Origin of the sequence: Pontimonas salivibrio (assembly GCF_002950575.1) — a bacterium.
GTDB lineage: Bacteria > Actinomycetota > Actinomycetes > Actinomycetales > Microbacteriaceae > Pontimonas > Pontimonas salivibrio.
This window is the reverse complement of sequence record NZ_CP026923.1, coordinates 1,347,160-1,359,849: the sequence shown is the minus strand read 5'-3', so window position 1 is coordinate 1,359,849 and position 12,690 is coordinate 1,347,160. Positions and strand designations below refer to the sequence as shown.

Below are 12,690 nucleotides of genomic sequence, written 5' to 3'. Positions count from 1 at the left end.
GGCCCAGTCGCGTGTCCTCCGGGGTCAGAGAGCCCCACGGGATTAGCCTGAAATCCATGGCCACAAAGGGCACGACCGCGCGTGTGCAGGGAACAACGGGGCGCACGCCCCGCAGTCGACCCCGCGTACCCGATACTGAGCTGCCGAAGACCAGACGGATTGTGAGAAACCCTCAATCCACACCGCCCGTTCCGGTGACCACGCCTTACGAATCGGGGTTTTCTAAAGCCTGGCGCGTTGTCTCCCAAGCCACAGGCTCCGTGTTTCGACTCTTCCCGCTCGAGCCTGTCCACCCGGATGACCGCCGTGACAGTGTGCCCTTCGCATTGTTTGTATTGGCGACGGGTGGGATTGTCATCGAATGGTTTAACTACGGAGTGGGTTGGGCGACTACCTTCTCGCTGTACACCTTCGCCGGCTTCTTTGGTCGTTTATCGTTCGCGCTTCCCTTCATCCTGTTACTACTGGCTATATGGCTGTTTCGACACCCCACCAAAGCAGCAGCCAATGCCCGGATCGGCATTGGCCTGACGCTCTTCATGGTGGCAGTGGCCGGCATCAGCCACTTGGAAGCAGGACGCCCTGTTGTGGGCGAGGCAAGCCTGGAGACCCTTGGCCAAGCTGGGGGAGTCTTGGGTTTCGGTGTTGCCGAAGCGTTGGTGTTTCTCGGTGCCGGGTCACTCTGGATTGCCTGGCCCGTCTTAGTGGTGGTGATTGCCGGATCCTTGTTGGTGCTCACCAAAACCCCACCGGCTCAGATTGGCTCGCGGTTAATCGAGGCCTATGCCTACCTCTTTGGCCAACACCCCGACGAAATCGCCGCCTCCTGGCAGGATCGAAAGAGCGCCTGGGCCGAGGCCCGGGCCAGTAAACGAGACCTCGTTGCCCAGCGAAACGAACAGCAGGCCGGATCGGATCTGGTCGGTGAGGCCGACGTCGAATACGTCGATATCGACGACCTGGCAGAAACGATGCCGGTTGATCACGACTCAAATATCCCGTGGTGGCGCCGTGGTCGACAGCAAGAAAACACTGATCCAGACGGTGAATCAGGTGGTGCTGCGACCGGCCCAGCAGCAGATGGTGCGGATCACGCCTCGCCGGTGGGCAACACCGGCGTCTGGGATGCGCTCAGTGCCGCCGAAGACGCAGTCTCTGGTCAACAAGACGGCGACCAGGTTGCCGTCGGTTTAGAAGCAGACGACGAACCGGCTCTCGTGCCGGGCAGCGCGGCTCCGAAGCCTCCCGCCAGGCCCTACACCCTACCCCCGATGGCGCTACTCAAAGCCGGCTCTATTGCGAAATCGCGCAGTAGCGTGAACGACCAAGTGGTCGCGTCACTGACCCAAGTATTTGAACAGTTCGGTGTGAATGCCACGGTGGTGGGCTTCACCAGGGGCCCCAGTGTCACTCGCTATGAAGTGCAGTTGGGTACCGGGGTGAAAGTCGAACAGGTCACCCGCCTAGAAAAGAACATTTCCTACGCGGTTGCCAGCAACGAAGTGACCATTCTGTCGCCGATTCCCGGCAAATCGGCAATCGGTGTGGAAATACCTAACACCGACCGCGACATTGTCACCCTCGGTGACGTGTTGCGCTCCAGTGTGGCCGAGAATGAAACCCACCCCTTGGTGATGGGACTCGGTAAAGACGTCGAAGGTGGTTTTGTTGCCGCCAACCTTCAAAAAATGCCCCACCTGTTGGTGGCCGGTGCCACCGGGTCTGGAAAATCGAGCTTCATCAACTCGATGATTACCTCCGTGTTGATGCGGGCCACCCCCGACCAGGTGCGGATGATTCTGGTCGACCCCAAACGGGTGGAACTCTCCGCCTACCAGGGTGTTCCACACCTCATCACCCCAATTATTACCAACCCCAAACGGGCTGCTGAAGCGCTCTCCTGGGTGGTCACCGAAATGGACCAGCGCTATGACGACCTCGCCAGTTTTGGTTTCAAGCACATTGACGAGTTCAACCAGGCCGTCATCGACGGCACCATCGAACTACCCCCTGGTCTGAACCGCACCCTCGAGCCCTACCCTTACCTGCTCGTGGTGGTCGATGAGCTGTCCGATTTGATGATGGTCGCCCCCCGCGATGTGGAAGATTCGATTGTGCGCATCACCCAACTCGCCAGAGCATCTGGAATCCACTTGGTGCTCGCCACCCAGCGACCAAGCGTCGACGTGGTGACCGGTCTGATTAAAGCCAACATCCCCTCACGTCTGGGTTTTGCCGTCTCGTCCATGACCGACTCCCGAGTAATCCTCGACCAACCGGGCGCGGAGCGCCTGATCGGTCAAGGCGACGCCCTGTTTATTCCCCAGGGCGCCAATAAGTCCACCCGCGTCCAGGGCGCCTGGGTGGACTTGGATGAAATCCACCAAGTGGTCTCCCACGTGAAGCGCCAAGCAGAACCCGAATACCGCCACGACGTTCAAGCACAGGCCGTCGATAAGGCCAAACCAGACGCCGACATTGGTGACGATTTAGATGTGCTGTTGCAAGCCTGCGAACTGGTGGTAAACACCCAATTTGGTTCCACTTCCATGCTTCAGCGCAAACTACGTGTCGGTTTTGCGAAGGCCGGGCGCCTCATGGACCTGCTGGAATCCAGAGACATTGTCGGGCCCTCCGAAGGGTCAAAAGCCCGTGAAGTGTTGGTCGCGATCGAACAGCTTCCCGCGGCTTTGGCCCGTCTGCGCGGTGAGCAGGTGGCGGCCCCCGCCCCCACACCTGCCCCAGCTCCAGAGGAACAACTCACGATTGAGTTAGACCCCGCCGACATTCCCACACCACCAGAGGGCATGAGCCCTCCACCAGGTATCGAGGGAAGCCCTGACAGTGGCGACGCTGGTGGTGGTGGCGGCGAGCAGGCGCACTCTGACATTGCTCGGCCGAAGCCTGCCAGTGCCCACCAAGCTCACGATGCGGGCGAGTTTGACCCCACTCGTGCCGAGTACGATGGTGAGGATGCAAACGAGTCGGAGCGTTTCTAAGCTCTTTTCTGGCTCACCCGCGATGTCACCGGTCAGTCTTCGGGAGGTGTGTGATGGCCGATAAGACCGCCTCACCACACACCGGCTCCGGTGCCAAAGGCACTGCCCGCTTCCGCGGGCGTGTGGTGTCCGCAGGCGATGGCCCGGTTAGTGCCGGCAACCTGGCGAACATCATCACCGTGATCCGCATAGGTTTTGCCCCCCTCGTGCTGTGGTGGTTACTGCTCGATGACGGCCAGTGGGGTGTCTGGCGGTGGGCAGCTGCCGCCGTGTTTATTCTGGCCATTTCCAGCGACGGTATTGATGGGGCCTTAGCCAGGCGTCGAAACCTGGTGACCAGTTCCGGCATTCTCCTTGACCCGGTTGCCGATAAAGCCCTCACCGGTGTGGCGTTTGTGGGTTTAGCGCTTCTGGCGGAGTTGCCCTGGTGGGTCGTCATCGTGGTCTTGGGTCGTGAACTGGGGATTACCGTGTTTCGACTGGTGGTGGCCAACACCAGAATCATTCCCGCCTCGAGAGGTGGCAAAGCAAAAACAGTGTCCCAGGCGGTCGCCTTGACTTCTTGGCTGGCCCCCACCTGGCTCCTCTTTGGCGACTGGGTGTTCGTGTTGAACGACGTGCTGATGATCATCGCCGTGGCACTCACCGTAGTAACAGGTCTTGACTACCTCATCCGCGCATTGCGCGGAGATCGGCTGACCGGTGTCGATCCGGAGGTTGATCCTGGCGCTGATTCCTCTCGGGCAGATACCGCCTAATCGGGTGAACCAGGTGGGTAACGACACTCTTCCTCAGCAAGGCGACGCCGCTTTGGTGGTGGAGCTGCTTCGCACCCGCGGTGAGATGGTGGCGTGTGCGGAATCACTCACCGGGGGTGACCTGTGCTCGGCCCTGGTGGCTATACCGGGGGCATCCGCTGTCATGTTGGGTGGTGTCGTTGCCTACAGCAACACGGTGAAACACCACCTGTTGGGTGTGGATGAAGAAACACTGGCCACTACCGGTGCCGCGACGGCGGAAGTCGCCGTGGCCATGGCCAGGGGAGTGCAGAGTTCTTTGAGGGGTGACGCTACTGGCTCTGGCTCTGGCTCTGGCTCTGGCGTGTGGGGGGTGTCGACTACCGGAGTGGCAGGACCCGATCCGGATCCCATTTCCGGTGCACCTGCCGGTTTGGTGTTTATTGCGGTGGTGAGCCCCGATGGGAGAGTCTGGGAAGAAAAGTTGGGCCTTGTGGGCTCTAGAGCCCAGGTGCGCGAAGCCACTGTGTCTTTTGGGCTAGGGCTACTACAACGCGCCCTGCAGGCTTCGCCTGAAGCGCCTCCTGGAAGAACCAATACTCGGGAATAAAATGTGGCGGAGTGTCGTTATCTTCAGTAGCTACACAGAATGGTCACAGGGTTTTACCCGAGTGATGGCAAGGAAAACTGGTTAGAGTGTGGTTCACGGTTTAAGAAGGAGGTGTTCCCCGTGGTGTTGATGAGACACGAAATTGGTGATGTGTTGCGTGACTACCGTCTGCAGCGTGGTAAAACCCTGCGCCAAGTAGCGGGGCGAGCAAACGTTGCTCTGGGCTACCTCAGTGAAATCGAGCGCGGCCAGAAAGAGGCCAGCAGCGAAGTTCTTCAATCGATCGCTGAAGCGCTCGAATCGCCGCTGTCAGAAATTTTGATTGAAGTCGGCGAGAGACTCTCCATGTTTGAAGAGCTCACCCCCGTCTCCAACGTTCCAGACACCCTGCCCGACGAGCTTTACCGCGACCTCGGTCCCGTGGGTGCCAGCCAGCGCTAGAGCATCACTGCTCACCGTGCGACAGCGACGCTCAATACTGTGACGCGAAGCGAATTCGATCGTGCCGTAGCCGATGAGTTTGGTGTCACCGGTGGGCGCACCCTGGTGCGCGATCTGGTGATGCGCGCCCTGGGCGGTGTGACCGCCCAGGAGGCACTTTCTCGCGGAGATGCCCCCGCCGTGGTCTGGAAAGCACTGTGTGACGAAATGGATGTCGCTGGTCCGAGGCGCTACGGGGTGGGTATTGCAAAACCGCCAGAGGGTGCGCCGGCCTAAAAAGTCCTCGCCGTGTAGAGCTTTGTGGCGTGGTCGTGAAAGTGTCGGCTGCCAGGTCTCGAACGCCGGCTTATCGACACCGTTATCGACACGCCGCAGAGCGGCTGTTCGAATATTCGTTCGAATGGCACTAGCCTCGTCCCCAGGGCGTGATGGCCTGTCGTTTCCCACAGAAGTGGGCCAGGACCGACAAGTGTCGGTGGTGGCCGGCTACCGTGGGGCCGCTTCTGTCACACCCCAACGCCTTGTCGAGAGACCAAGGGCCTTACGGGGCCACGCGGAGGACGACAGCCGATAGGCAGCCACCCACAATGAGCGAGGAGTAAGTCATCATGACCCAAAATTCCGACCGCGAGAAGGCGCTAGACGCCGCTCTTGCACAGATTGACCGCCAGTTTGGAAAAGGCTCGGTGATGCGCCTGGGTTCGGAAGAACGCGCACCCGTTGCTGTCATCCCCACCGGTTCCATTGCCTTAGACGTTGCGCTCGGAGTGGGAGGTCTGCCCCGAGGTCGCATCACCGAGATTTATGGACCGGAATCGTCGGGTAAAACAACCCTGACGCTCCACGCCATCGCCAACGCCCAAGCCCAAGGCGGTATTGCCGCCTTCATCGACGCGGAACACGCGCTCGACCCCGAATACGCCAAAAGCCTCGGTGTGAACATCGACGAATTGCTGGTCAGCCAACCGGACACCGGTGAACAGGCCCTCGAAATTGCGGACATGTTGGTGCGCTCCGGCTCAGTCGACCTCGTCGTGATCGACTCGGTCGCTGCGCTTGTACCTCGCGCTGAAATTGAAGGCGAAATGGGCGACACCCACGTGGGTCTGCAGGCTAGGTTGATGAGCCAAGCGCTTCGTAAACTGACCGGTGGTCTGAATTCCACCGGCACCACGATGATTTTCATCAACCAGTTGCGGGAAAAAATTGGTGTCTTCTTTGGAAGCCCGGAGACCACTTCAGGCGGTAAAGCTCTCAAGTTCTACGCCTCAGTGCGCCTCGACATCCGACGCATCGAAACCCTGAAAGAGGGTTCCGATGCGGTCGGTAACCGCACTCGGGTCAAGGTGGTCAAAAACAAGATGGCGCCGCCGTTTAAGCAAGCCGAATTCGACATCATCTACGGAATCGGTATTTCCCGAGAGGGAAGCCTCATCGACTTCGGTGTCGAGCACAACCTGGTGCGCAAGTCCGGTGCCTGGTTTACCTACGAGGGTGACCAGTTGGGTCAGGGTAAAGAAAATGCCCGACGCTACCTGCTGGAACACCCCGAGATCGCCAACGAAATCGAACGCCGCATTCTCGAGCAGCTCGGTATCGCCCAAATTAAGGGCGAGAACGTGGCCGAAGCAGATGGCGTGGAAGCCGTTGTGGAGTCGCTAGAAGAAAAACGCGCTGAGAAGAGCGCGTAAGGCTTCCCCAGCCAGCTCTTATGACTACTTCATCGCAAGACAGCCCAAGCAAAGAGGGCACTGCAGGGGAGGGTGTGGCGGAAGTCATCGCCTTCCCCCGCAGTGCCACAGCACCCGTGACTGAATCGGACAGCGGCTCCCCAGAGGGTACGAACGACGCTCAGCCCCCACAGCATGAACAACCGGGGGTGCAACCCGAGTCGAGCGAACCTGTCCCGCTGTGGCCGGGGCAGGTCATTGACCTGCAACAGGCGCGCGCCATGGCGGGGTTACCCTTCGTTAGCGAGGGAGCTCCTAGCGGTGTGGAGGAGAGCGCGTCCGAGGAGGATGGCTCCCATGGCTCCGATGGCGCTGTGGACGATTCGGCATTCGCGACTGCTCGTCAGATTGCTCTTCGCAGTTTGGCTGCCAGGGCACGATCCGAAGCTGAGCTTCGACAGAAGCTCGCCGATCGTGGGGTGGAGCGCTGGGCGATTGACGAGGTAATCGCCGGTTTGCAAGATAAGCACCTGATCGATGATGCGCAGCTAGCCCACGACCTCGCACAAGGTTTGAGCGAGTCGAAAAAGATGGGCCCTGTCGGAATCAAACAGGCTCTGGTGAAAAGGCGTATTCCCCGAGGAATTATCGACCAGGTAGTCGGTGGTCTCGATGAGGTGAGCGACGACACACTCGAAGAGTTGGCACGCTCAAGGATGCGGGTACTTCGCGGCCTTGATCGCCAGGTTCAGGTACGTCGACTGGTGGGGTTCCTTGCCCGCCGTGGGTATCAAGGGCCCGAGGTCTACCGCGTGGTGGGCATGGTCGTCGATGAGCCAGAGGGCGGACCTGACATCGAACCGGATAGTGGTTCGACTCGCGGTGTGAGGTTTTCCCCCTCACCCGACTCCGCGAGTGCATGGGTCACCCCACTGGGCCGCCGTTAGGCCACCGGGTTTTAGACTGTCAGGGTGAGTGCACACACCCAGACCCTGAGCGAGGCCGAAGTCCAGTCCGACGCGCCGAATCTGTTTGGGTCTGGCCGTAGTTACGAAGTGCGGACCTTTGGGTGTCAGATGAACGTTCACGACTCTGAACGTATGGCGGGTTCCCTGGAAGCGGCAGGTTTTCACGAAGCAGCTGCCGGTGAAGAAGCCGACGTCATTGTGATTAACACCTGCGCGGTTCGAGAAAATGCCGACAACAAGCTTTATGGAACACTCGGCCACCTTGCCGAAAAAAAGCGCGAAAAGCCGGGAATGCAGATCGCCGTCGGCGGCTGCTTGGCTCAAAAGGATCAGTCCGGGATTGTGGAGCGGGCTCCCTGGGTCGACGTGGTCTTTGGTACCCACAACATGGGTTCTCTTCCCACGCTCCTCGAGCGCTCCAGGCACAACCAGCAGGCCGAGGTCGAAATCCTCGAAGCGTTGGAAGTGTTCCCCTCCACACTGCCGACCAAACGAGAGAGCACCTACTCCGGTTGGGTCAGTATTTCGGTGGGGTGTAACAACACCTGCACATTTTGTATTGTGCCCAGCCTGCGCGGTAAAGAAAAAGACCGTCGGCCGGGAGATATCCTGCGCGAAGTCGAAGCCTTGGTCGACGACGGTGCGCTCGAAGTCACGCTGTTGGGCCAAAACGTCAACACTTACGGTGTCGAATTTGGCGACCGCGGGGCTTTTGGAAAACTCCTGCGAGCGGCAGGCGACATTGAGGGCCTTGAACGCATTCGCTTCACCAGCCCGCACCCGGCGGCATTCACCGATGACGTGATTGATGCGATGGCGGAAACCCCCTCGGTCATGCCACAGCTTCATATGCCGCTGCAGTCTGGCTCTGACTCCATCCTGAAAGCCATGCGGCGCAGTTACCGCAGTGAAAAATTCCTCGGCATTCTCGATCGCGTGCGAGAAAAAATTCCCCACGCAGCCATCACCACCGACATCATCGTGGGGTTCCCGGGGGAGACCGAACAAGACTTTGAAGACACTCTCGAAGTAGTGAGAAAAGCGCGCTTCGCCAGCGCGTACACCTTTCAGTATTCGATACGACCAGGAACCCCGGCCGCGACAATGCCCGACCAGGTTCCCAAAGAAATCGTGCAGGAGCGCTTTGAGCGCCTAGTGGCACTCCAAGACGATATGTCCTGGCAAGAAAACAAGCGACAGCTGGGGCGTGATGTGGAAGTGCTGATCGCTACGGGTGAGGGTCGAAAAAATGAGGACACCCACCGAGTGTCCGGCCGGGCCCAAGACGGCCGATTGGTTCACGTCGGATTAGCTGAAGGGCAAGAGCCCCCTCGACCGGGCGATGTGATGAATGCCACCGTGAGCGATGCCCGGCCATTTTTCCTCATTGCCGACCCGCAAAGCCCTGAAGGCTTCCCGGTGAGACGCACCCGGGCGGGGGATGCCTACGACCGCGCCCAGGCCGAATCGTGTGGTGCCCCCACACCAGCTTCCGCGGCATCGGGTCCCGTGTCGCTGGGTCTGCCCATCCGGTTAAGAGACCAGTAGGCCGGTGGCCGCTTCCTCACCGGTCGACCAGGCTTCAGCGCACATGATGGCTAGCCCGACAATGTGGGCACTGGTAGGACCCACAGGAACGGGTAAGACCGCCACGGCAATCGCTGTCGCAAAGGCGGCGACACAGCGCGGTCTGAGCGTGGAAATTGTGAGCGCTGATGCGATGCAGCTCTATCGGGGCATGGATATTGGCACCGCGAAGGCCAGCCCGACAGAACGGGCACAGGTACCCCATCACCTCCTCGACACCTGGGAGCCTTCCGCTGAAGCCAGCGTCGAGGACTACCAACGAATGGCCAGGGAGGCTATTGTCGACGCGCAGGCCAGGGGAGTGGTGCCTCTACTGGTGGGAGGCTCTGGTCTTTATGTTTCCTCGGTGATTTACGATTTTCGCTTCCCAGGCCACGACCCACAGATTCGAGACCGACTGGAGGCCCAACTCGAGAACAAGGGGTTGGTGTCCCTGGTGGCGCTACTGCGCGAAAAGGACCCCCAGGTGGCAGACGCCGTTGATGTGCACAATCCCCGTCGGGTTGTTCGTGCCCTAGAGATTATGGAACTCACTGGGGAGCCACCCAGTGCGAGCCTTGCGGCAAGAGGGTCCTGGTGGTTCCAACCCTGCAGGGTAGTGGGCCTTGCCGGCCCCTGGGAATGGCTTGATGCTCGCATTAACCAGCGGGTGGAACAGATGTGGCAGCGGGGACTCGTCGACGAGGTGCGCACACTGCGAGAGGCCGGGTTGGGAAAGACGGCAGCTCAAGCCATTGGCTACCGAGAAGTGATTGATCATCTGGATGGTGAAACATCCGAGCCTGAGGCGAAAGAGCAGGTTTCTCAGCACACCAGACGGTATGCCAGGAAACAAATGTCGTGGTTTCGACGAGATGAGAATATTCACTGGATCAACGCCAGCGGCGACTCGGTGGAAACGGAAGTTGCCGACTATTTTTTACAGCCCGCCAGTCAGAGAGGCCGGGGGTAATTACCCCTGGCGCGATACATCGCGCTTTGCTTTGTAGGCTCGGGGTATGGCATCGACTCCCGCACAGACCCTCCCGGTGGAAAAAGCCCACGGAACAGGTAACGATTTTGTGGTCTTTGCTGACCCCGATGGCCTCTACGACTTGACCCCCGCACAGGTCCAAGCCCTTTGCGATCGACACCGCGGTGTCGGAGGGGATGGAATTCTCCGTGCAGCACGAACAGCTGACTCGCCCGAAGTGAAAGCACTGTTGGCAGAAGAGCGAGAGGCGACCTGGTTTATGGATTACCGAAATGCCGATGGGTCACTCGCGGAAATGTGTGGAAACGGCATTCGGGTGTTTGTGGACTTTCTTGTTCGACACGACTTAGTTGCTCTCACATCCGGCCAAACGCTGCCTATTGCCACCAGGGGCGGTGTGCGAGACGTCACCGTGTCGAACAGCGGTCACTACCAAGTCGACTTGGGCCGTTGGCAGCTGGTAGACACTGAGACACTCGTGCACGTACCCGGTCTGGATGTGCCTCGCCCGGCCCTTCGACTCTCGGTCCCGAACCCCCACGCGGTGGTGATTGTGGCGAGCAACGACGAGCTGGACGCACTCGATTTGTCGGCCTTACCTGACGTGCGCCCGGTTCCCGAAGACGGGGTGAACGTCGAGTTTGTGGTGCCTCAAGATCCCCTCATTACTGACGGTGTCGGTCACATTCGCATGCGGGTATATGAGCGTGGTGTGGGAGAAACACTCTCCTGTGGAACCGGAGCAGCTGCCGCCGCTCTCGCTGCGCGCCATTTTGTGGGCGATGCTGCGCCTCACCACTGGCGCGTGGATGTCCCCGGGGGGCAACTTTCGGTGCGAATGTTCCCCACAGAAGAGGGCGAACATGTGGCCCTTTCAGGGCCCGCTGTGCACGTGTTTGCCACTGAAGTGCAGGTCTAACTACCCTCACGCTTTACGCCGGGCGACGTCTCCGGTTCAGGACCCTGTGGGGGTGACGTGGAGAATCCAGAAACCTTTATCGCGGGCCGCGCGAATGCCGTGAAACGCCCCATCGTGTTCAGTGTTAATCCAGCGCAACAGCGTTTCCGCGCCAAGGCTTTTGGAAACCACAAGCCAGGCCTGGCCCTCGGGTGCCAGTCGGTGAAGCCACGTGCGAAGCAACTCGTGGAGTGCTTTTTTCCCAATGCGAATAGGGGGGTTGGACCAAATGGTGTCGATGGGGGCAGTGTCAGGAGTACGAGCCTCCCACTGGTCGGGGGTGAAGGCCTCAATGTTGTCCAGGCCGAGCTTCGCGGCGTTTGCCGCACAGGCTTCTAATGCTCTGGTATTGACATCGACGGCATACACGGTGGCGTCAGGGACCATAGTGGCCATGGTGACTGCGAGTGGCCCCCAGCCACATCCCACATCGACCAGGGTGTTACCCGTCGGCGTGGGAACGTGTCGAAGCAGTGCTGCAGTGCCCCGGTCGAGCCCCTCTGGCGAGAAGGTGCCGGAAAGGGTCTGTAGTTCCACCCTGCGCCCGGCCAGTTCTAAAGCCACGCTCCGCTCATGGCGGGCCGAGTCGGGGTCTTCAGAGAAGTAATGCTCGGTCGCCACAGGGTTAAGACTACTTCTGCTGATTGCTCACTTCCCGTAGCGATACCTCCAAGGTTTGTCTAAGCCACCGCCAAGGGTTCAGTAATACCCTTGGCTCATGACGACAATGACTCCCGCCCCTGAAATGTCTTTCGGTCAGGCGATCCAGACCGTGTTTCGCAAATACGCGGAATTTTCCGGGCGTGCATCACGGTCCGAGTTTTGGTGGTTCACGCTTTTCAGCTTTCTGGTCTCTTCCGGAACCAGCGCGATTTTTGGTGGTCTCGGTGTTGCCTGGTTCTTTGCCGTCATCGTGCCCTCGCTGGCGGTCGGAGTGCGCCGCCTGCGTGACGCTGGCCTGAGCTGGGCCTGGCTGTTTTTCCTCCTGCTGCCGTTTGTGGGCTTGATCGTGTTGGCTGTCCTCTTTGCCCAACCAGCGAAGCTTCCGCATAACGTGGTTACTGATGTGCCACCGGGCAGAGTTCCCCCCACCACGTCGGTTTAGCCGTGCCTTGTGGCCGGTGTGGGGGCTGCACCGTGGGTGATGGTGTTTGCGTGGAGGTGTCTGGTGTTCGGGCACCGTTATCGATTTGGCCCGTGGGGCGCTGGACTAGTGCGCCAGTGGGGTAATTCGCACTGTGCGAAAGGCCTGCAACTCGGGTCTAAGGACTCCAATGATGCCAAGGCCTTTTTGGGTGAGGTGGAAGATCGCGTTTTGCCGGTAACTCCTGGCGAGATCGACGGTGAACTCCCGCATCAAGTCAGAATTGTCCGCGGCAGCCATTACGGCAAAGCCGGGTTCGACGTGGTCGGAGTCCAGGGCGTATCCGGGGCAAGCTCTCGTGATCAGCCCTGAGTGGTCTAATTCGTGGGCAAGACTCGCCGTGGCGGCTGCATTTTCTTCGGGTGTGAACTCTCCCGAAGATTCGGGGTTTTCGGCGGTCAGGATGAACGCTTCCGTGTGGGGCGCCAAAATACTGGAGGCGTCGTCACCGTCGAACGCCGTCGGGGTGATCCTCCAGGTCTTTCCTTTCGCATCCGCCAGCTCCAGCGCGGTGGCGAAATACAACTCTTCAAGGGCACTGTCGTTCATCTGCTTAGAGTAATCGGCGACAGCCGCACTGTGTCGAAAAGTGTCTGCCAGGAG

The 12,690-nt window shown here is 59.8% G+C and carries 13 protein-coding genes; 11 read left to right on the top strand and 2 right to left on the bottom strand.

Annotated elements, in window-relative coordinates; genetic code table 11:
• Positions 1 to 56: 56 nt before the first annotated feature.
• From C3B54_RS06820 to dapF, 10 genes are all read left to right on the top strand, one after another.
• Entirely contained in the window at positions 57 to 2,999 is a 2,943-nt protein-coding gene (locus C3B54_RS06820; protein WP_104913827.1) for an FtsK/SpoIIIE family DNA translocase, read from the top strand.
• A 53-nt stretch (positions 3,000 to 3,052) separates the two neighbouring features.
• Complete coding sequence (gene pgsA / locus C3B54_RS06815; protein WP_104913826.1) at positions 3,053 to 3,757, top strand: CDP-diacylglycerol--glycerol-3-phosphate 3-phosphatidyltransferase; 705 nt, start codon at positions 3,053 to 3,055, stop codon at positions 3,755 to 3,757.
• Between the two features lie 4 nt (positions 3,758 to 3,761).
• Positions 3,762 to 4,346, top strand: coding sequence for a CinA family protein (locus C3B54_RS06810; protein WP_245867860.1), 585 nt, complete (start codon positions 3,762 to 3,764; stop codon positions 4,344 to 4,346).
• Between the two features lie 120 nt (positions 4,347 to 4,466).
• On the top strand, positions 4,467 to 4,787 hold the full coding sequence (locus C3B54_RS06805) for a helix-turn-helix domain-containing protein (RefSeq protein ID WP_104914323.1): 321 nt from the start codon (positions 4,467 to 4,469) through the stop codon (positions 4,785 to 4,787).
• Between the two features lie 39 nt (positions 4,788 to 4,826).
• On the top strand, positions 4,827 to 5,063 hold the full coding sequence (locus C3B54_RS06800) for a DUF3046 domain-containing protein (RefSeq protein ID WP_104913825.1): 237 nt from the start codon (positions 4,827 to 4,829) through the stop codon (positions 5,061 to 5,063).
• 332 nt (positions 5,064 to 5,395) lie between these two features.
• Positions 5,396 to 6,478, top strand: coding sequence for a recombinase RecA (gene recA / locus C3B54_RS06795; RefSeq protein WP_104913824.1), 1,083 nt, complete (start codon positions 5,396 to 5,398; stop codon positions 6,476 to 6,478).
• 20 nt (positions 6,479 to 6,498) lie between these two features.
• Positions 6,499 to 7,404 carry a regulatory protein RecX gene (locus tag C3B54_RS06790; protein WP_104913823.1) on the top strand — a complete coding sequence of 302 codons (906 nt, stop codon included), beginning with the start codon at positions 6,499 to 6,501 and terminating at the stop codon, positions 7,402 to 7,404.
• 45 nt (positions 7,405 to 7,449) lie between these two features.
• Positions 7,450 to 8,973, top strand: a complete 1,524-nt coding sequence (gene miaB, locus C3B54_RS06785; RefSeq protein ID WP_104914322.1) for a tRNA (N6-isopentenyl adenosine(37)-C2)-methylthiotransferase MiaB — start codon at positions 7,450 to 7,452, stop codon at positions 8,971 to 8,973.
• Between the two features lie 4 nt (positions 8,974 to 8,977).
• Complete coding sequence (gene miaA / locus C3B54_RS06780; RefSeq protein WP_245867851.1) at positions 8,978 to 9,964, top strand: tRNA (adenosine(37)-N6)-dimethylallyltransferase MiaA; 987 nt, start codon at positions 8,978 to 8,980, stop codon at positions 9,962 to 9,964.
• Positions 9,965 to 10,010: 46 nt separating this feature from the next.
• Positions 10,011 to 10,904, top strand: a complete 894-nt coding sequence (gene dapF / locus C3B54_RS06775; RefSeq protein ID WP_104913822.1) for a diaminopimelate epimerase — start codon at positions 10,011 to 10,013, stop codon at positions 10,902 to 10,904.
• A gap of 36 nt (positions 10,905 to 10,940) precedes the next feature.
• Here the strand turns inward: dapF and C3B54_RS06770 are convergent, their stop codons facing one another.
• Positions 10,941 to 11,564 (bottom strand): class I SAM-dependent methyltransferase, encoded by a 624-nt coding sequence (locus C3B54_RS06770; RefSeq protein ID WP_104913821.1) that lies wholly within the window; start codon positions 11,562 to 11,564, stop codon positions 10,941 to 10,943.
• 97 nt (positions 11,565 to 11,661) lie between these two features.
• Here C3B54_RS06770 and C3B54_RS06765 point away from each other — a divergent pair, with 97 nt between their 5' ends.
• On the top strand, positions 11,662 to 12,048 hold the full coding sequence (locus C3B54_RS06765) for a DUF805 domain-containing protein (protein ID WP_245867849.1): 387 nt from the start codon (positions 11,662 to 11,664) through the stop codon (positions 12,046 to 12,048).
• Between the two features lie 105 nt (positions 12,049 to 12,153).
• Here C3B54_RS06765 and C3B54_RS06760 read toward each other — a convergent pair whose 3' ends face one another.
• Complete coding sequence (locus C3B54_RS06760) at positions 12,154 to 12,636, bottom strand: DUF3293 domain-containing protein (RefSeq protein WP_104913820.1); 483 nt, start codon at positions 12,634 to 12,636, stop codon at positions 12,154 to 12,156.
• Between the last annotated feature and the right edge of the window lie 54 nt (positions 12,637 to 12,690).

Bases quoted from the DNA above. Each gene is read 5' to 3' on its own strand.
- C3B54_RS06760 (WP_104913820.1), bottom strand. From the start codon at position 12,636: ATGAACGACAGTGCCCTTGAAGAGTTGTATTTCGCCACCGCGCTGGAG.
- pgsA (WP_104913826.1), top strand. From the start codon at position 3,053: ATGGCCGATAAGACCGCCTCACCACACACCGGCTCCGGTGCCAAAGGC.
- dapF (WP_104913822.1), top strand. From the start codon at position 10,011: ATGGCATCGACTCCCGCACAGACCCTCCCGGTGGAAAAAGCCCACGGA.
- recA (WP_104913824.1), top strand. From the start codon at position 5,396: ATGACCCAAAATTCCGACCGCGAGAAGGCGCTAGACGCCGCTCTTGCA.
- C3B54_RS06820 (WP_104913827.1), top strand. From the start codon at position 57: ATGGCCACAAAGGGCACGACCGCGCGTGTGCAGGGAACAACGGGGCGC.
- C3B54_RS06790 (WP_104913823.1), top strand. From the start codon at position 6,499: ATGACTACTTCATCGCAAGACAGCCCAAGCAAAGAGGGCACTGCAGGG.
- C3B54_RS06765 (WP_245867849.1), top strand. From the start codon at position 11,662: ATGACGACAATGACTCCCGCCCCTGAAATGTCTTTCGGTCAGGCGATC.